Source organism: Aureimonas sp. AU40, from assembly GCF_001463785.1.
Classification (GTDB): domain Bacteria; phylum Pseudomonadota; class Alphaproteobacteria; order Rhizobiales; family Rhizobiaceae; genus Aureimonas.
The window spans coordinates 1-18,383 of record NZ_BBWL01000029.1 but is presented as its reverse complement, the minus strand read 5'-3'; the positions used below and the strand labels follow the sequence as shown (position 1 = coordinate 18,383).

Annotated in this window: 14 protein-coding genes and 1 other RNA gene; 9 read left to right on the top strand and 6 right to left on the bottom strand. The window is 67.9% G+C overall.

The genetic code is table 11. The features are described 5' to 3' along the window. Positions 1-60: 60 nt before the first annotated feature. Positions 61-978 (bottom strand): tRNA (adenosine(37)-N6)-dimethylallyltransferase MiaA, encoded by a 918-nt coding sequence (gene miaA / locus AUL32_RS09165; protein WP_062113974.1) that lies wholly within the window; start codon positions 976-978, stop codon positions 61-63. 18 nt (positions 979-996) lie between these two features. On the opposite strand from miaA, the gene serB reads away from it, so the two are divergent. Both serB and AUL32_RS09155 read left to right on the top strand, forming a co-directional pair. Next, a complete protein-coding gene (serB, locus tag AUL32_RS09160; RefSeq protein ID WP_062113971.1) occupies positions 997-1,878 on the top strand; it encodes a phosphoserine phosphatase SerB in 882 nt (293 codons plus the stop codon). After that, positions 1,878-2,432 carry a GNAT family N-acetyltransferase gene (locus AUL32_RS09155; RefSeq protein WP_062113968.1) on the top strand — a complete coding sequence of 185 codons (555 nt, stop codon included), beginning with the start codon at positions 1,878-1,880 and terminating at the stop codon, positions 2,430-2,432. Before serB ends, AUL32_RS09155 begins: the two co-directional genes overlap by 1 nt. 3 nt (positions 2,433-2,435) lie before the next feature. On the opposite strand, the gene AUL32_RS09150 is transcribed toward AUL32_RS09155, so the two are convergent. The 4 genes from AUL32_RS09150 to AUL32_RS09135 form a co-directional block, all read right to left on the bottom strand. Next, positions 2,436-4,106 carry a DegQ family serine endoprotease gene (locus tag AUL32_RS09150; RefSeq protein WP_062113966.1) on the bottom strand — a complete coding sequence of 557 codons (1,671 nt, stop codon included), beginning with the start codon at positions 4,104-4,106 and terminating at the stop codon, positions 2,436-2,438. Between the two features lie 245 nt (positions 4,107-4,351). Further along, positions 4,352-5,386 (bottom strand): protease modulator HflC, encoded by a 1,035-nt coding sequence (gene hflC / locus AUL32_RS09145; RefSeq protein WP_062113963.1) that lies wholly within the window; start codon positions 5,384-5,386, stop codon positions 4,352-4,354. Next, a complete protein-coding gene (gene hflK, locus AUL32_RS09140) occupies positions 5,386-6,612 on the bottom strand; it encodes an FtsH protease activity modulator HflK (protein ID WP_062113960.1) in 1,227 nt (408 codons plus the stop codon). The genes hflC and hflK overlap by 1 nt, the downstream gene beginning before the upstream one ends. Before the next feature lie 183 nt (positions 6,613-6,795). Further along, complete coding sequence (locus AUL32_RS09135; protein ID WP_062113957.1) at positions 6,796-7,338, bottom strand: dihydrofolate reductase; 543 nt, start codon at positions 7,336-7,338, stop codon at positions 6,796-6,798. 189 nt (positions 7,339-7,527) lie between these two features. Between AUL32_RS09135 and thyX the strand changes: the two genes are divergently transcribed. The 6 genes from thyX (at position 7,528) to AUL32_RS24495 (ending at position 11,950) form a co-directional block, all read left to right on the top strand. Further along, entirely contained in the window at positions 7,528-8,475 is a 948-nt protein-coding gene (thyX, locus tag AUL32_RS09130; protein ID WP_202814390.1) for an FAD-dependent thymidylate synthase, read from the top strand. 104 nt (positions 8,476-8,579) lie between these two features. Continuing rightward, complete coding sequence (locus tag AUL32_RS09125) at positions 8,580-9,992, top strand: sensor histidine kinase (protein WP_192847446.1); 1,413 nt, start codon at positions 8,580-8,582, stop codon at positions 9,990-9,992. Between the two features lie 84 nt (positions 9,993-10,076). Beyond that, positions 10,077-10,443: a transfer-messenger RNA gene (gene ssrA, locus AUL32_RS09120) on the top strand. A 53-nt stretch (positions 10,444-10,496) separates the two neighbouring features. Next, complete coding sequence (locus tag AUL32_RS09115; protein ID WP_061976606.1) at positions 10,497-11,105, top strand: SspB family protein; 609 nt, start codon at positions 10,497-10,499, stop codon at positions 11,103-11,105. Between the two features lie 6 nt (positions 11,106-11,111). Next, on the top strand, positions 11,112-11,300 hold the full coding sequence (locus AUL32_RS09110; protein WP_062113952.1) for a DUF4169 family protein: 189 nt from the start codon (positions 11,112-11,114) through the stop codon (positions 11,298-11,300). Further along, on the top strand, positions 11,297-11,950 hold the full coding sequence (locus AUL32_RS24495; RefSeq protein ID WP_082659448.1) for a ribbon-helix-helix domain-containing protein: 654 nt from the start codon (positions 11,297-11,299) through the stop codon (positions 11,948-11,950). Before AUL32_RS09110 ends, AUL32_RS24495 begins: the two co-directional genes overlap by 4 nt. 544 nt (positions 11,951-12,494) lie before the next feature. Here the strand turns inward: AUL32_RS24495 and AUL32_RS09100 are convergent. Further along, on the bottom strand, positions 12,495-16,229 hold the full coding sequence (locus AUL32_RS09100) for an AsmA family protein (RefSeq protein ID WP_082659446.1): 3,735 nt from the start codon (positions 16,227-16,229) through the stop codon (positions 12,495-12,497). A 195-nt stretch (positions 16,230-16,424) separates the two neighbouring features. Between AUL32_RS09100 and AUL32_RS09095 the strand changes: the two genes are divergently transcribed. Beyond that, positions 16,425-18,383 (top strand): ATP-dependent helicase (locus AUL32_RS09095; RefSeq protein ID WP_062113946.1); only part of this gene is annotated, 1,959 nt, incomplete at its 3' end.

Below are 18,383 nucleotides of genomic sequence, written 5' to 3'. Positions count from 1 at the left end.
ACACAGGGCGGCAAGGCCCGTCATGCCCTTTCGGGAAATCGACGCTAAGCAGCCGGGGTCTCAAAACCTTTCCGTGAGGTCGGCGAGCGCTTGCGCGGGGTCGGCGAAGCGCAGCCAGGACGCGTCGAACTGGTTTCGGAACCAGGTTTCCTGCCGCTTGGCATATTGGCGGGTGCGGGTCACCGCGAGGTCGCGCGCCTCGCCTAAGGTCAGTTCGCCCGCGCGCATCCGCTGGAGCTCGGCAATTCCGATCGCGCTGGCGGCCAGTCCCGTCGCGGCCTTGGGGCGAGCCGAAAAGGCGGCCGCCTCGGCTTGCGCTCCCTCCAGCAGCATGGCGTCGAAACGTTGGGCGATGCGTTGGCGCAGGAAAGCGCGGTCCGGCGCCAGCACGATCTTCAGCGCGCCGTCCGCCTCGACCAGCCCTGCGCCCGCGCCCTTCTGCAGCGTGCCGAGCGCCGCGCCCGTCGTCTCGACGAGTTCCAGCGCGCGCAGGATGCGCTGCGGATCGCTCGGCCGGATGCGCTGGGCGGCCTCCGGGTCCCGCTCGGCCAGCACCGCGTGGAGCGCTGCCGGCCCCTCCTCCACCAAGCGCGCGCGCCAGCGCTCGCGGATCTCGGCCGGGATGTCCGGCAGCGCGTCGAAGCCGCCGAGCAGCGCCTTGAAGTAAAGGCCCGTGCCGCCGCAGAAGACGGGCACGAGGCCCCGCGCGCCGAGGTCGGGCAGCAGCGCCTCCACCTCGCGCATCCAGATGCCGGCGGAATAGGACTCCTCGGGCGAGACATGGCCATAAAGGCGATGCTCGACGCCGCCCATTTCCGGCTCGGTCGGCCGGGCGCTGAGAATGCGCAGGCCCTCGTAGACCTGCATGGAATCGGCGTTGACGACCGCACCGCCGAAGAGCCGGGCGAGCGCCACGGCCAGGGCCGACTTGCCGCTCGCGGTCGGCCCGGCTATCAGGATCGCCTTCGGCTTTTCCATCGTCAGGCCCCGTCCCCCATGTATGTCGTCACCCTTCTGTCGTCGCGGCAGGACCCCCGCGTTTCGCGCACTCTCGTGAACACCGCCGCCGACCTGATCGGCGAGGTGGACATCCAGTGGCTGGAGACCGAGATCGCCTGCGATCTCGTCACGCAGGAAAAGCCCGACGCGACGCTGATCGACCGCCTGAAGCGCCTGGCGCTGGACGAGGCGGTGGACTGCGTGGTGCAGGAGGTGGCCGGACGGCGCAAGCGGATTCTGCTGGCCGACATGGACTCCACCATGATCGAGCAGGAATGCATCGACGAGCTGGCCGCCGCGATCGGGATCAAGGATCAGGTGGCCGCCATCACCGCGCGCGCCATGAACGGCGAGATCGCCTTCGAGCCCGCGCTGCGCGAGCGCGTCGCGCTGCTCAAGGGCCTGCCGACATCCACCATCGCCGACGTGATCGAGCGCCACATCACGCTGGCCGAGGGCGGGCGCGAGCTCGTCGCCACCATGAGGGCCAACGGCGCCCACACCGCGCTGGTCTCGGGCGGCTTCACCGCCTTCACCTCCGTCATCGCCGGCCGGCTGGGCTTTTCCGAAAACCGCGCCAACATCCTGAACATGGCGGGCGAGACGCTGGACGGCACTGTGGCCGAGCCCATTCTCGGGGCCGAGGCCAAACTCCAGGCGCTGCGCGAGATCGCGGCCTCGCTCGGCCTTTCGCCAGCGGACGCGATCGCGGTCGGCGACGGCGCCAACGACCTGCCAATGATCCTGGCAGCAGGCACGGGTGTCGCCATCCACGCCAAGCCCTCGGTCGCGGCCAAGGCGCCGGTGCGGATCGACCACGGCGACCTGACCGCGCTTCTCTTCCTCCAGGGCTACCGGGCGAGCGAATTCAAACGCTGATGGAGGGCCTTCGCACGGAGCGGCTGGTGCTGCGGCGCTGGGTCGAGAGCGACCGCGCGCTGTTCCATCGCCTGAACCACGACGCCGAGATCATGCGCTTCTTTCCCATGCGCATGACCCGGGCCGAGGCGGACGCCACGATGGACCGCTGGAACGCCGATCTCGACACCGACGGGATGGGCTTTCTGGCCGCCATGCGCCTGTCCGACCGCCGCGTCATCGGAGTGATCGGGCTCTCGCCCGTTGTCGAGCCCGTCTATGAGTTCGCGCCGAGCGTGCAGATCGGCTGGCGGCTTTTGCCGGAGGCGCAGGGGCAAGGGCTCGCCACCGAAGGCGCGCGCGCCTGCCTCGACCATGGCTTCGGCCGCCTCGCTCTGCCCGAGATCGTCTCGCAATGCGTGGTGGAGAACCGGGCGTCGGAAGCAGTGATGCTGCGCCTTGGATTGCGCTTTCGAAAGACCTTCGACCACCCGCGCGTGCCGCGCAGCCACCCGCATCTCCTGCGCCACAGCCTTTATGGGCTGCGGCGCGAGGATTGGCTGGCGAGCGGCTGACAGTCAGTCGATCGGCACCACGACGAGGCGAAGGTCGCCCGCCCGGTCGGCCACCAGAAGCAGCGCGTTCTTGCGCCCGTCCGCCTTGGCCTTGGCGAGCTTGGTTCTCGCCTCCTCGGCGTTGGCGACCTTTTCCTGGCTGACCTCGCGGATCGTCATACCGGGCTCCAGACCTTTATCGGCCGAGGCGGAGTTCGGCACGACCTCCGACACGACGGCGCCTTGCGCCTCCGCCGGCAGATCGAAGCGCTTACGCGTTTCGTCGCTGAGATCGGCGAAGGTGAGGCCAAGCAGCGGGCCGGCGCTCGCCGTCTCGGTCTGCTCTTCGGGCGCGTCGTCCTCGTCCTGATCGGTCTGGTTCTCGGCCGCTCCGCTGTCTTCCAGCCGGCCGAGCGTCACGTCGACATTGACCGGGACGGCCGGCGCGTCGAGGGTCTGTTTGCGCAGGATCTCGAGCTTCACGACCTTGCCGACCGGCGTTTCGGCCACCATGCGCGGCAGATCGCGCGAGGTGGCGACGGCCTTGCCGTCGAAGCGGCGAATGACGTCGCCGATCTCGATCTTGCCGATGTCGGACGGCCCCTGCGGCACGACGCCCATGACCAGCGCGCCGGCCGCGCTCGGCAGTCCGAGGCTTTCGGCGATCTCGTCCGTCACCTCCTGAAGCCGCAGGCCGAGCCAGCCGCGCCGCGTTTCACCGAACTCGCGAAGCTGCGCCACGACGTTCTGCGCCAGCAGCGAGGGAATGGCGAAGCCAATGCCGATCGAGCCGCCGGTCGGCGAGATGATCGCCGTGTTGATGCCGACGACGCGCCCATACATGTCGAAGAGCGGACCGCCGGAATTGCCGCGATTGATCGCCGCATCCGTCTGGATGAAATTGTCGTAGGGGCCGGCGTTGATGTTGCGCCCGCGCGCCGAAACGATGCCGACCGTGACCGAGCCGCCGAGGCCGAACGGATTGCCGATCGCCATGACCCAGTCGCCGATGCGCACCTGCTCGCTGTCGCCGAAGGGCACGGCGGGAAGCGGCGTCTCGGACTCGACCTTCAGCACCGCGATGTCGGTCTTGGTGTCGATGCCCACGATCTTGGCGTCGAGCTGCTTGCCGTCGGCGAAGTTGACGGTGATCTCGTCCGCGTCGGCGATGACGTGGTTGTTGGTGATGATAATGCCGGACGGGTCGATCACGAAGCCCGAGCCGAGCGACTGCACCTTGCGCGAGCCGTCGCCGCGCTCACCTTGCAGGAGATCGTCGAAGAACTTCTGAAGCGGTGAGCCGTCCGGGGCGGTGAGCGGCGGCACGGGCGCGGAGGGCGCCGGCTTGGGATCGGTTTCCGAGTCCCCGTCCTCGGACTCGCCCGCCTCCACGGTCTGCGAGGTCGAGATGTTGACCACCGCGCCGAGCAGGCGCTCGGCGAGATCGGCCACCGAGGCCGGCCCCTGCATGCGCGGCTGCGCCGAGCCGGGAGCCGCCGGCGCGGCCGGGACGCCCGAGGCGTTCGGGTTCACCGTGTCGGCGGCCGGCGGCTGGGGCGCGATGGGCTGACCCTCGGAGGGCGGCGCGATCACCCCCTGCGCAAAGGCCGGCACCGGCAGCAGAGCCACCGTCGAAAGGAGCACGGCCAAGGCGCGGATGCGCCCACGGGCGCGTCGGGGAAGTGTCTCGTTCATCAAGCGATCCGTGCCGTTGCAGCCAGAGGGGTCCGCGCCATCGGGGCCAGGCCCGAGCGGGCCGAAGCGGGATTCGACCTTATGTCGAGGCAAGCGGATAAAAGCGACCGAATCAAGAAGCGCCGCGCGCCATCCCCCGCTCTCTGGGGCTGAAAGCGTGGCAGGGAGCCCGCGCCGGGTCGGTGCACAGGCTCTTGAAGGCGAACCGCCCGCGCTCATGAAGGGCGCGGGCGGTTCGAGATCGGTCAGTTGGCGGGCGCGGTGGCCGGTGCCTGAGGCGGCGCCGGTGGCGCCGGCACGGCGGCCGGTGCCGGGTTCGGCGCGGCCGATCCAGCCGGTCCCGGAGCCGCACTCGGAGGCGTCGGAGCGGACGTCGCCATGGGCGTCGAGGGGAGATTGCCCCGCGCGGTGCCCGACTCGAAGTAGCGGAAGAACTCCGTGTCCGGCGACAGCAGCATCGTGGTGCCACCCTTCGACATCGCCTCGCGATAGGCCTGGAGCGAGCGGTAGAACTCGAAGAACTCCGGGTTGGCGCCATAGGCGGCGGCGAAGATGGCGTTGCGCTCGGCCTCGCCTTCGCCCTGCAGGATGGTCGCATCGCGCCGTGCGGCGGCGACGGTCTGCGTCACCTCGCGGTCGGCGCCGGCCCGAATCTCTCGCGCCGAAACGCGGCCCCTCGCGCGAACCCGCTCGGCCTCGGCCAGACGCTCGGCCCGCATGCGGGCATATGTCTGCTGCGAGACCTCCTGCGTCAGGTCGGTGCGGCGGATGCGCACGTCTTGAAGATCGATGCCGAGCGAAGCGGCGTCGGGGCGGATCTGATCGCGCACCTCCACCATCATCTGCCCGCGCTGCTCGGACAGGGCCGACTGGAAGTCGCGCAAGCCGTAGACGCGGCGGATCGCCGCGTCGAAGCGCGTGCGAAGCCGCTGCTCGGCCTGCGACACCGAGCCCGACAGGGTCTGGCGGAAGCGGGCCGCATCCGAGATGCGATAGACCAGGAAAGCGTCCACCTCATAGAAGGCGCCGCCGGACACCTGAACGCGGATATTGTCGAGGTCGAGCCGCAGAAGTCGGTCCGGCAGCATGGAGACATTGTCCGCTCCGGCGAAGGAGAAGGGCATCTTAAAGTAGAGGCCGGGCTCGTTCGCCACGCGCTGGATCTCGCCGAAGCGCGTCACCACCGCCTGCTCGCTTTCGCGAACGATGAAGACCGAGTTCCAGAGCACGAAGAGGACGAGGGCGAGACCGACGAGAACGCCGTAGAAGCGGTTGCTCATCAGTTGTTCCCCTGCGCAGGCGTCGAGACGGAGGCGGTGGTGCCGGTAGCCGGCGCGCGCGTGGTGGCGGCGGTCGGCGTGCCCGCGCCGAGCGTTGCGCCGGGCGCGCCGGCCGGGCGCTGCTGCTGCAGCTCGTTCAGCGGCAGGTAGGGCACGACGCCCTGCCCGCCGGCGGACTGGCGGTCCATGATGACCTTGTTGGAATTGGCGAGCACCGCTTCCATCGTTTCCAGATACAGGCGCTCGCGCACGATCGCCGGCGCCCGCTGGTACTGGGCGAGGATTGCGGTGAAGCGCTGCGATTCACCCTGCGCTTCCTGCACCACGCGGTCCTTGTAGGCGGCGGCGTCCTCGCGGATCTGCACGGCCTCGCCTCGGGCGCGGCCGGTCTGCTCGTTGAGGTAGAGGCGCGCTTCCTCGATGAACTGCGACTCGTTCTGCTCGGCGCGCTGCACCTCCTCGAACGCGTCGGCCACCTCGGACGGGGGTGCCGCTTCCTCGATCGAGATCGCGTTCACCACCAGACCCGCCCCATAGGTGTTGAGCGTCGTCTGGGTGATGAGGCGGACCTGCTCGGCGATGCCGGCGCGATCGTCGCGGAACACGTCCTCGACCGGCCGACGGCCGACGACCTCGCGCATGGCGCTTTCGGCCACCTGCCGCAGGAGCGACTGCGGGTCCTGCACGTTGAACAGGAAGGCTTTGGGATCTTCCACCGAGTAGAGAACCGCGAACTGCACGTCGACGATGTTCTGATCGCCCGACAGCATGAGGCCGGACGAATCGCCCGCGCGCTGGCCGCTGCCGATGGTGATCTGGTTTTCGACCACCGGAACGGTCTCGACCGTTTCGAAGGGCCACATCACGAAGTGGAGGCCGGGCTGCGACAGCTCGGCGCGCGGCTTGCCAAACAGAAGCTCGACCCCGACCTCGTCGGGCTGCACGGTGTAGACCGCGTTCATCAGCCAGACCACGGCGAGGCCGGCGATCGCGAGGCCGCCAAGCGCCAAGCCGCCGCCCGACCCGCCCGAGCCGCCGGGACCAGAACCACCGCCGCCGCCCGGCAGGGCGCGGCGCAGCCGGTCCTGCCCGCGGCGCAGAATGTCCTCGAGATCAGGCGAGTTGTTGCCGCCGGGCTTCGGCCCCTGCGGCCCCTGGCCCCAAGGGCCGCCGCCACCGCCGCCGCCCTTCCAGCCGCCATTCCCCGTCTGATTGCTCCAGGGCATGAATGTCCTTCCAATGGATTCAGCCGGGCGCCCAAGCGGCGGCGCGGCGTGTCGAACTCGTCGAAATGCTTATAGGAACTCGAAAAACCGCTTTCAACGAGCGGCCCCCGCTTTCAGGCCAGAGGCGGAAGGCATGGTTAGCGCCGCGCTCCCGCTCCGGTAGCGCTTCGCCGCCCGCTCACGTCAGCCCGGCGCGGACTGCTTCACCCGGCTCCAGGTCTCGAAGCGGATCGGCGCGCTATCCCTTGGATTTTGCGGCGGAGTCCGGATTTCAAGGCGCGCGAAACCCTCCGTCTCGAAGGCGGGAAAGAACGTGTCGCCCTCGGGTTCGGCCTCCACCAGCGTCAGCTCGATCCGGTCCGTCAGCGGCAGAAAGATGCGGTACATCTCGCCTCCCCCCGCCATCACGATTTCGTTCGCGCCGCGCGAGGCCGCCATCATACGCGCTGCCTTCACCGCCGTTTCGGCATCCGGCACGGTGAGGACGCCCGCCGCCTCGAAGTCGGCTTGGCGCGTGAGGACGATCGTGTCGCGCCCGTCCAGCGCCTTGCCGATGCTCTCATAGGTCTTGCGTCCCATGATCATGGGACGGCCGAGCGTCAGCTCGCGAAAATGCCGCAGGTCGGTCGGCAGCGTCCAGGGCATCTCGCCCTTCGACCCGATCACGCGGTTGCGCGCCATGGCGACGACCGCAACAAGTTGGGGAGGAGGTTCGAATTGGGTCATAAGGGGACTCGTCATGAATGAGCCCCTAACTAGAAAGGTCGGCAGCGGAAGAAAGCGCGACTCGGCGCGTTCACCCTTCGCAGCCTCCCGGCAGGCATCGTTAGGAAGCCGTAAAGGCCGCAGACCTCATAACCGAATGAACAGCGATACGCGCGGCGCGCCGCCGGGTCGAAACAGGAGATGCATCCGTTGAGCCAGTTCACCAGCGAGCAGATCGCGGAGATCGAGCAGCTGCGCGGGGCACGCGCCTCCACCATCCGCCCGGTTTCGGACGGGCTGGAGGACATTCTCTACCAGCCGATTCCCGTGCTCGATCACGGCTTCATCCGCGTCGTGGACTACATGGGCAACGACGACGCCGTGGTGCAGGCGGCCCGCGTTTCCTATGGGCGCGGCACCAAGCGCGTGTCGGAAGATCGCGGCCTCATCCACTATCTCCTGCGCCATTGGCACACGACGCCCTTCGAGATGGCCGAGATCAAGCTGCATGTGAAGCTGCCGATCTTCGTGGCGCGTCAGTGGATTCGCCACCGCATGTCGAGCGTCAACGAGTATTCCGCGCGCTACTCCGTGCTCGACCGCGAGTTCTATATTCCCGAGCCGCAGCATCTGGCCGCCCAGTCCGCGTCCAACCGGCAGGGGCGCGGCGAGATCCTGCAAGGCGAGGAAGCAGCCGAGGTGCTCGACCTCCTGCGCCGCGACGCTGCCCGAAGCTACGACGACTACGCCCTGATGCTGAACGAGGGCGGCGCGGACGCGAGCCGCAAGGGCCTCGCACGCGAATTGGCTCGCATGAATCTGTCGCTGAACTTCTATACCCAATGGTACTGGAAGGCGGACCTGCACAATTTCATGAGCTTTCTGCGCCTGCGCGCCGACCCGCATGCGCAATATGAAATCCGCGCCTATGCTGACGTGTTGATCGACGTCCTCAAGCGCTGGGTTCCGCTGACGCATGAAGCCTTCCTCGAGCATCGCTTCGGCGCGGCGCAGCTGTCCGCGACCGCGCTTACCGCGGTTCGCCGGATGATCGCGGGCGAGCCGATCGATCAGGCATCGAGCGGCCTCACCAAGCGCGAATGGGGCGAGCTTACCGCCGTGCTCGGCCTGGACGAGAGCGGCGCCTCGGCGAAATAAGGTCGCCCATGCAAGGCCCCGCCGGCTTCGAACCGACCGGGCCTTCTCGCAGATTTCGCCCGTCACCCTATATTCCGTGCCAACAAGCCAGGCGGGGACGGAGCATGGAGGCAGGGACACCGGCGCACAGAGGCATTCCCTCGCTTCCTGTCACCATGGTTCTGGCTGGCGTTTCGGCCATCCTTCTGATCGTCGTCGCCTCGATCGCCATCTGGTCCAGCACCATGGCGCGTGGCGGCGTGGAGGGTTTGCGCGACACATCGCTCGTGCAGTCGAGCGCCCTCACCTTTCTCAGCCGCCTTCAGGACGCCGAAACCGGCCAACGCGGCTATATCCTGACCGGCAATTCCACGTTCCTAGAGCCTTACGAGCGCTCGGTGGGCCAGGTGCCGGCCGATCTGGAGCGCTTGAAAAGCGCGACGGCCGACGATCCCGAACAGGCCCGGCAGGTCGATCACCTCGGCGAACTCCTGAACGCCAAGATCCAGGAACTGACCCGCACGGTGATGCTGGTGCGCGACGATCGGCGCGACGACGCGCTGGCGCTGGTCTCCGCCGCCGGCGGCAAGGCGGCGATGGACGACATCCGGCTTGTGGTCCGTCATATTCTCCAAAGCGAGGACGAGAAGCAGCTCGAGCGCGAGGCGGCGCTGGCGCGCTGGACGCGCGTCTCGACCCTTGCCATCGCGGCCTCCGCGCTCGTCGCGCTCGTGCTGGTCGCCATCACCTTCCGGGTCGGGCAAAGGCAATACGCCGTGTCGGAAGACATGCGGCGCCGGCTGGCGGAGGCCAACGACCGACTGGAGGCTGAGGTCGAGCGGCGCACCAGCGAGGCGGAGGGCGCGCGCGCCGAGGCGGTGCGGGAAAAGGAGCGCGCCGTTTCCGAGCGCTCGCGCGTCGAGCTTCTCCTGCAGGACGTGAACCACCGTGTCGGCAACAATCTCGCCATGGTCTCGGGCATGCTCGGCCTGCAGATTTCGGCGACGGGCGACGCCAACACGAAGATGCAGCTGCGTGCCGCCCAGGAGCGCGTGGCGACCATCGCCAATGCGCAGCGGCGGCTGCGGCTGCGCGACGACCTGTCCACCACGCGGGCGGACGAGATCGTGGAAAGCGCCCTGTCGGACTTGCGCGCGACGCTCGGCCCCGATCGGCCGGTGGAGATCGAGGCGCAGCTGGAGCCGATCGTGGTGGACGGGCGGGACGCGATCTATCTCGCCATTCTCACCAATGAGATCGTCATGAACGCCGTCAAGCACGCGTTCGAGGGGCGTGAGCGCGGGCGCATCCTCGTTTCGCTCGCGCGGGCCGAAGAGGGCGTGTGTCTGACGGTCGAGGACGACGGGCGCGGCATGGCGTCTCCGGCCGCGCTCGGAACGGGCCTCGGCACCAAGCTCGTCACCCGCCTCGCGCGCCAGTTCGGCGGGGAGCCGGACATTTCCTCGCGGCCGGGCGGGGGAACGCGCATCGCCCTGCCCCTGCCCCATCTCGGCGCTCCGCTCGGTGCAGGCGTTTGAACTGGGCGTGCGGGTCTCGCCCAGCCGGCATTCGAGCCTTTGGACCGAACATTCCTTGCTCCGAGGTTGCGAGTTTCGATTTCAGGCCTTTCCACCACTGCCGCGAATGCCTATATTCGCTGTGCTGGGCTCGTCCTGGCTATGGCAATAAACTGCCGATGTAATAAACCTTTCGGACCCGGGGGCGGTACCCGGCGCCTCCACCTGAGCCCACTTCGCGAGCGTTGCATCGTGGGTTGAGGCGGGGGCGAAATAGGATCGACGAGGGCGTAAAGATCGGACTTTTGCTCGGCATGGTACCACCGTCATCGGGCTGTAAAAGTAGTTGCCAACGACAACTATGCGGAAGTCCGTCTCGCCGCTTAATGCGGTGCGATAGCTTCAAATCAAGCCCTGGGGGTTCGCACTTCTAGGCGGGGCTCGGAGGCGCCTGGCAACAGAAGCCTCCACTTCTTTTTTAGAGCGCCAGTCCGGCGACCATGTCTGCGAGTTCAGGACGACCGAATGGGTCAGGATCTTATCCGTTACGATGTTCTGGCGCAGGATGCGCTGCGTGGAGTGATCCGCAAGGTGCTGGGCGAGGTGGTGAAGACCGGCCTGCCCGGGGATCATCATTTCTTCATTACGTTCCTGACCTCGGCTCCCGGCGTGCGCGTGTCGTCGCGGCTGCGCGAGAAGTATCCCGAGCTGATGACGATCGTCATCCAGCACCAGTATTGGGACCTGTCGGTCAACGACACCGCCTTCGAGGTCGGCCTCTCCTTCTCCGACATCCCCGAGCGCCTGCTCATTCCCTTCAGCGCGATCCGTGGTTTCTACGATCCGGCGGTGAATTTCGAACTCGAGTTCGACGTGCGGGACATGGACGCCGCCAATTCGCAGGGCGAGGAAGCGGCCGCCCCGACCGCACTCGCACCGGTCTCCAGCGTTCCGGCCCCCGCGCCCGTCGTAGCCGCTGCGCCCGCCAAGGCACCGGCCAAGGCCGCGAGCCCTGCCAAGAACAGCAGCAAGGATGCGGCCAAGGATGTGAAGGACGCGGAACCCGCCGAGGACAAGCCGGCTGAAAAGTCCGCCGAGGTCGTTTCGCTGGACGCGTTCCGCAAGAAGACCTGATTCGCCATGGGCGAGATCGTCAATCTCCGCCTCGTGCGCAAGCGCTCCGAACGCGCCTGCGCCGAGACCAAGGCCGCTGAGAATCGCGCCCGCCACGGCCGAACTAAGGCCGATCGGGAACGCGACGAACTCGGCAAGGACCGGGCCGATCGCCTGCTCGACGGCGCCAAGCGCGAGCCCCCCGCTTCCGAATGACCGAAAAGCGGTCGCTGTCGATTCGTGGCCACCGCACCTCGATCAGCATCGAGGAGCCGTTCTGGCTGGAACTCAAGCGATTGGCCGCCCGAAACGGGTGCTCGGTCGCGGAATGCGTGGCCGAGATCGACGGCGTGCGTGACCCCAACACCAATCTTTCCTCCGCCATCCGCCTCCATGTTCTGGCCGCCGCTCAGGCGCGGGCGGACAGTCCGACCGAGCGCGGCGACCCCAGCCACGTCACGCTGTCGCATGTCCATCTCGGCATTGCGGATTTCGATCGCGCCCTCCGGTTCTGGGCGGCGGTGGCACGCGAGATGAACCTGCGTTTCCGCTTCGAGGATGCCGAGCGCGGCTGGGCTGGCTGGCAGCCGGCCGAAGCCGACCGCCCGCTCTTTCTGATCGGCCGTCCCTATGACGGCGGCCCCGCCTCGCCGGGCAACGGCGCGATGGTGGCGTTCAATCTCGGCTCGCGCGGGGCGGTCGATCGAACCCATGCCTTGGCTCTGGCACTGGGCGGGCTAGACGAAGGCGGCCCCGGCCTCCGCCCGCACTACCACCCCCATTATTACGGCGCCTATTTCCGTGACCCCGACGACAACAAGATCGGCTTGGCTTGCCACCAGCCTGAAGAGGCAACGGCTCTATGACGGAAGCCGGTATTTCGGGAACATGCCTGGAGGTTAAGCCGGCCTTTGCCTGCTCAGGCATTCCATCTTCTGGGACCGTAACGAAAGCGACCTGACCAAAGGGTAAAGCGCGGAAAAAGCACGAGCCTGATTTGCAAGGGATGATAGGGCTGCCGTCTGAGCACCCCAGAGGCCACGCATAGGTGCGTTTGCGACCGATCGCTAGGACGATCAGGCATGATCCGTTGCGTGATCTTTAATCGCATTCCTGCTTCGGGCGGCAGCGAAGGTGCCAAATCAGATCGTGCTGTCGCTGTTCAGACATCGCTTCTGCATTCAGGCGAAACCTGCTGAGAACAAGCGGATAGCTCTTGTCCGCTTATGTCGTCGCAGATAGCACGCACCGCGCCTCAGCATTACCCCCAAGCCTCGTCCCTAGCGACCGACAAGACATCACTCCTATCCTCCTGCCAGCGAGTCTGGTCGTAGGCTCCCAAGCGCTGCCTTCCATCGAGAGAGACAGCGATTGCACCTACGCTCCTATCTCTCAGTCCCCTTGCACCGCTCAGAACCGCGTCGGATTCTGGACACCGGGAAGATTCGGGAAACCGCTCGGCGAGGCGGGTTGCGGCACGGTCACGGGCGGGGCTTCGAGATCGAGCGTGCCGGTCGCGGCGGATGGCGGGTTCGGCGTGGCGGCGGCTTCGCTGGCCGCGCGCCGACGCTCGGTCTCGACCCGGGCGGCCTCCGCGCGAGCCGCCTCCGCACGAGCGGCCTCTGCGCGCTCCAACTCGGCGCGCCGGGCTTCCTCCTCGCTTTTCAAGCGTGCGTCGCGAAGCGCGTCCCGCTCTTTCGCCCGCGCCTCGTAGAAGCGAACTTCGCGGCGCAGGCGCACGGTTTCGCGCAGCGCCTCTTCGAGCGTGCGAACCCGCGCCTGCTCGATCTGATAGGCGCGGGAGGCGAGATAGCTGGTGAGAGGACCGACGCCGATGTCGCGGCGCGGCTGCGAAAGCGTGCCCGAGAGCGTGTAGACAAGGGCCGGATCGGGGGCGTCCACGACGTCCTCCTCCGCAGGCTTGGGAAGCGCGATGTCGATGCGACCCGACAGGACGCGGTCAGCTAGCGCGACGCGCGCTTCGCCGTTGAGGGTCAGGCCGCTGGCCTGCGCCTCGGCTGGCCCGATCTGCAGCGTGCCGTTGCCGAGCCGCAGCCCGGCCGACACCGTACCGAGATCGAGACTGCTCGCCGTCTGAGCCTCGCCCACGAGACGCGCGACTGCCTCGTCCTTCGCGCTGAAGCCTTTCTCGTCGGCGGCGGCGAGAACGGGTCGCATCACGTCAGGCGAGGTGCCGAAGAGCTTGGCGTTGCGCAGCGAGGCGTTTCCGGTTCCGTCTGCCGAAAGGCGCAGTGCCTGCCAACTCTGCCCACCTGCCTGGAAACTCATGTCAGCATCGAGCAGGCCGGACAGGATGGCGCCCTCCCCGCCTCCCAGTTGCACCGGCCGGTCGGCCAGGCGCCAGGTCCAACGCGTGCCGACAAGGCCGCCGACATTGCTGAACCGGCCGCTGCCCTCCACCCGTCCTTCGCCGAGCCCGGCCTCGAAATCGCTGACGGTCAGTTCCGTGGCCGTGCCGCTCACATTCGCCTTGAGATCGCGAAGAGAGCCAGGCGCCCCCTCCAGCGTTTCCGCCTCCAGCGCCAGCCGGAAGGCGCGCTCGGGCAGGAAGGGCGCGGCGAAGGGGTGGGTGTCTGCGTCCGCGCCTTCCTGCGCGACGCCCGTCAGCAGGGTGAGCAGCCAGTCGGCCGAGAGATGGTCGAGCCGCAGCTTTCCGATGACGCCGCTGCCACCGGCCGCCGAAAGCTGCCCGGTGAAGCGATTGTCGGCGACATGACCCTCCGCCTCGTCCAGAACCCAGTCGCCGCCGAACCATTTGAGCTGGGCCTTGGCGTCCACCGGCAAGGCATCGACGCCCTGGCCGAGACCGAGGCCCAGCGTCGTCAGCCAAAGGCTAGCTTCTTCGCTGCGAAGCGCAAGGCGCGCGTCGAGTGAGGCGAGGCCCGCCTCCGCCAGCGCCGCCGTGCCCTCCAGCGTCAGGCTGGAGCCCGGCGCCTCCGCGCTCAGCGAAACGCTCGCCCCCTCGCTCGGCGCGCCGGAGGACACGAGATGCAGGGCGAGCGGACCCGGCGCGCCGAGATCGAGCGCGGGAAGGCCGACCTGCCCGAGAAGATCCACCGGCTTGTCGTTGCGCAGCACCATGTCCAGCCCGAAGCGCCCGTCCTTCCAAGCGGCGGCGAGGCCGTTTTCCAACGCGAGCTTGACCGTGAGCGCCGTGCCCCCCGCCTGTCCGCTGAGTTCGGCCACGAGATCGTTTCGGCCGGCAGCGGTAATCGGCGAAGCCGTGCCGCTCAGCGACAGCGGCCCGAGCGCCGTGCCGCGCGCGGCCACGAGTTTGAGAAGCGGGCTCTCCGGCAGGCGCGTCCGCAGGAAGGCGAGGAAGCGGGCAGGCTCGTCGGCGGAAAGCTCGACGCTGAGATCGGGCACCGGGGCACTCGACACGGTAGCGATTGTGCCCTCGGCGTGAATGTCCGCGCCTGCGAAGCCGTTGGCGTCGAAGGCGCTGATGTCGAGAAGGTCGCCCGACAGCGTCACGTCCGCTTCCACACTGTCGGCCTGCATACCGGCGTAGCGCAGGGGCGCGGCGGAGAGTTGCAGCTCGGTCCGCTCCGCCTCGCCCTCGGCCTGCGGCCGCAGCCGGGCCAGCGCCAGAAGCGGTTCGAGATCGACCGCGTCGCCGCGCAGTTCGACCGCCGTCGCCACGCCCTCGGGCCGCACGGTTCGGTTCACCGTGCCGCGCAGAACTTGTCCGCCGAGATTGAGTTCGAGCTGATCGAAGCGCTGCGTGGCGGCGCTCAGCTCCACCTTGGCCTGGAGGCCGGCCTGCTCCAGCTGCGCCAGACTGGCGGTGCCGCCGAGCCCCGCCCAGTTGAAGAAGGTTGCCGGTTGGCGCGCGGCGAGAAGCAGCGATCCGCGAAAACCGGGCGTTGCGCCGAGTTCCGCGACGCCCGAGGCCTCCACCAGCGTGCGGCCCGGCAACTCGCCCGACATGCGGTCGATCGACCAGCCGCCCTGCGACGGCGAGCCGGAAAAACGCACCTCGCGGATCGGCGTGTCGCCGATCGTCACGATCGGCAGGGCAAGGCGCACGCGGCCGGGAAAGGGACTCGCCGGCAGACGCCGCAGGGCAGCGCGCACGGCCTGCACCCGGTCGGTGAAGCTCGGCGCCGTTCCCGCTTCGGTGCCGGTCGGGGCGATCTGGTCGAGATCGATGTCCTGGCCAGAAAGGTCGATATCGAAATGCGGGATCGGTGCGAGGTTGAGGGACGCCGCGCCGGTGACGAGATAAGGCGTTTCGCCCTCGCCCACGGAGGCGCGAAGGTCAGACAGGGCGATGCGCTGGGTGGAAAGCTGAAAGCCGCCGTGAAGCTGGATGGCGGGCCAGGGCGTCACCGCGCGAAGGCTCGGCTCGGCCAGCGGCGTGCGCAGGGTCAGCGTTCCATCCACGAGCGGCTTGCCCGGCACGCTGGAGGCGATGCCGGACACGCTGACCGAAAGGCTCGGCGAATCGGACTCGGCCGTCACGCGAAGCGACAGGGTTCCGTCGCCCGGCGCGATGCCGGTCGACAGGCTGACGCGCAACGGTTGGTCGTTGAGGCGCAGCGTTCCCGTGCCGGAGATGGGGCCGAGAAGCGAGCGGGCGGACAGATCGGCGTCGATCGCATCCAGCCGGACGCGGCGGTCGAGCCTGCGGTCGGTCAGGAGAACCGAGCCGTCGGCGATGCGCACCTTCTCGAAAACGACCGGCAGGCTGGTCGGCAGGCTGGAAGCGGCGATCGGCCAGCGCACCGCGCCGCCGGCATCGACGGGCAGCGACAGGCGCGGCGCGTCCAGCTCGGTGTTGAAGATGCGGACTTCGCCCGACAGGAAGGGCGCAAGCTCGGCATCCATGCGGAAGGCCGCCATGGTCAGAATCGGGTCGGCCGCCTCCCCCACCACGACGTCGTTGAAGGCGATGGAGGGAAAGGGCAGGAGCTGGGCGGAGACGGCGCCGCGCACCTCGACCTTGCGCCCGACGAGGCGCGAGGCCTCCGTCTCGAACGCCGTGCGATAGCCCGTCCAGTCCACGAAGCGCGGACCCACCAGAAGAGCTAGAAGACACGCGATCAGCAAGCCGCCGAAGACGATGAACAGCCGCAACGCCTGAGCCTTCCCCTCGAATTTCGCTCGAATCACGGGGCGCATGCCCCAACCTCCGGAAATCCTAACAGTTTTGCCGCCCGGCGGTCATGCGGCTTGCGCGCATCGGCGATCAACTTGCCAAGCGCGGCAAACAAAGGCTTGCGGGCGAGGATCACGAAGCCGGCGTGCGAAATCCCCCTTCACTCCGTGGGGCCTGTTCCCCTAGTGTTCCCGGAAGAATCCATTAAGTAGTCGGCCATGACCGAGATGACCGATCCATCCGCGCCGCCCCCGAAGAAATCCTCCGGCATCGCCGCGCGCGCTCTGGCCGCCCGCGGCGGCCCCGTGGCGACGCCGGCGGCCGACTATCTCGCGGGCCTCAATCCCGAGCAGCGCGCCGCCGTGGAGACCACGGAAGGGCCGGTTCTGGTTCTGGCGGGCGCGGGCACGGGCAAGACACGGGTGCTCACCACGCGCATCGCCCATATCCTCAGCCAGCGCCTCGCCTACCCCTCGCAGATCCTGGCCGTGACCTTCACCAACAAGGCCGCGCGCGAGATGAAGACGCGCATCGGGCTTCTCGTCGGCGGCGAGGTCGAGGGCATGCCCTGGCTCGGCACGTTCCACTCGATCGGCGTGAAGATCCTGCGCCGCCACGCCGAACTCGTGGGGCTGAAGTCGAACTTCACCATTCTTGACACGGACGACCAGATTCGCCTCATCAAGCAATTGCTGCAGGCCGAGAATCTAGACGACAAACGCTGGCCGGCGCGCACCTTCGCCAATCTTCTGGACGGCTGGAAGAACAAGGGGTTGACGCCGGAGACGATCCCCGAAGGCGACGCGCGCTCCTTCGGCAACGGCAAGGGGCGCGAGCTCTACCGCGCCTATCAGGCGCGGCTGGCGACGCTGAACGCCACCGATTTCGGCGATCTGCTTCTGCATCCGATCGCGATCTTTCGCGACCATCCGGACATCCTCGCCGACTATCATCGGCGCTTCCGCTACATCCTGGTGGACGAATATCAGGACACCAATGTCGCGCAGTATCTCTGGCTGCGGCTGCTCGCCCAAAGCTCGCAGGTGCGCCGCGACGCCGGCCAGGACAAGGTGAACGTCTGCTGCGTCGGCGACGACGACCAGTCCATCTATGGCTGGCGCGGCGCGGAGGTGGACAATATCCTGCGCTTCGAGAAGGACTTTCCGGGCGCGAGCGTGATCCGCCTGGAGCGCAACTATCGCTCCACCGCGCATATCCTGGGCGCGGCCTCCGGCCTCATCGCCGTGAACGAGGACCGGCTGGGCAAGACGCTGTTCACCGATTTCCACGACCCAGAGCAAGAGAAGGTCGCCGTCAACGCGGGCTGGGATTCGGAGGAGGAGGCGCGCTCGATCGGCGATGAGATTGAGCAGCTACAGCGCAAGGACCACAAGCTGAACGACATGGCGATCCTCGTGCGCGCCTCGTTCCAGATGCGCGAGTTCGAGGATCGCTTCGTCACGCTCGGCCTCAACTACCGCGTCATCGGCGGCCCGCGCTTCTACGAGCGCCAGGAGATCCGGGACGCGCTGGCCTATTTTCGCTGCGTCTGTCAGCCGGCCGACGATCTCGCCTTCGAGCGCATCGTCAACACGCCCAAACGGGGCCTCGGCGACGCGGCGCTGAAGCTCCTGCACGAATATGCCAGAGCCAAGGGCATGCCGCTTCTGGCGGCGGCGGGCGATCTCGTGCAAGGCGACGAGCTGAAGCCGCGCCCGCGCGCGGCGCTGGCGGAGGTCGCGCGCAACTTCGACCGTTGGTCCGGCCTCCTGTCCACGACACGCCACACCGATCTCGCCGAGATGATCCTCGACGAGTCCGGCTATACCGAGATGTGGCAGGCCGACCGTTCGGCCGAGGCGCCGGGCCGGCTGGAAAACCTCAAGGAGCTGATCCGCTCCATGGACGATTACGAAAGCCTGCCCGGCTTTCTCGAGCATATCGCGCTCGTGATGGACACCGAGCAGAACGCCCAGACCGACGCCGTGTCGATTATGACGCTGCATTCGGCCAAGGGCCTGGAGTTCGAGACCGTGTTCCTGCCCGGCTGGGAGGAAGGCCTGTTTCCGCACCAGCGCTCGTTGGACGAAGGCGGGCGCTCGGGGCTGGAGGAGGAACGGCGCCTTGCCTATGTCGGCATCACGCGCGGCAAGCGGCGGGTGAAGATTTCCTTCGTC

Coding starts and splice junctions, on each gene's coding strand:
- miaA (WP_062113974.1), bottom strand. CDS start 978: ATGGAAAAGCCGAAGGCGATCCTGATAGCCGGGCCGACCGCGAGCGGC.
- serB (WP_062113971.1), top strand. CDS start 997: ATGTATGTCGTCACCCTTCTGTCGTCGCGGCAGGACCCCCGCGTTTCG.
- AUL32_RS09155 (WP_062113968.1), top strand. CDS start 1,878: ATGGAGGGCCTTCGCACGGAGCGGCTGGTGCTGCGGCGCTGGGTCGAG.
- AUL32_RS09150 (WP_062113966.1), bottom strand. CDS start 4,106: ATGAACGAGACACTTCCCCGACGCGCCCGTGGGCGCATCCGCGCCTTG.
- hflC (WP_062113963.1), bottom strand. CDS start 5,386: ATGAGCAACCGCTTCTACGGCGTTCTCGTCGGTCTCGCCCTCGTCCTC.
- hflK (WP_062113960.1), bottom strand. CDS start 6,612: ATGCCCTGGAGCAATCAGACGGGGAATGGCGGCTGGAAGGGCGGCGGC.
- AUL32_RS09135 (WP_062113957.1), bottom strand. CDS start 7,338: ATGACCCAATTCGAACCTCCTCCCCAACTTGTTGCGGTCGTCGCCATG.
- AUL32_RS09125 (WP_192847446.1), top strand. CDS start 8,580: ATGGAGGCAGGGACACCGGCGCACAGAGGCATTCCCTCGCTTCCTGTC.
- AUL32_RS09115 (WP_061976606.1), top strand. CDS start 10,497: ATGGGTCAGGATCTTATCCGTTACGATGTTCTGGCGCAGGATGCGCTG.
- AUL32_RS09110 (WP_062113952.1), top strand. CDS start 11,112: ATGGGCGAGATCGTCAATCTCCGCCTCGTGCGCAAGCGCTCCGAACGC.
- AUL32_RS24495 (WP_082659448.1), top strand. CDS start 11,297: ATGACCGAAAAGCGGTCGCTGTCGATTCGTGGCCACCGCACCTCGATC.
- AUL32_RS09100 (WP_082659446.1), bottom strand. CDS start 16,229: ATGCGCCCCGTGATTCGAGCGAAATTCGAGGGGAAGGCTCAGGCGTTG.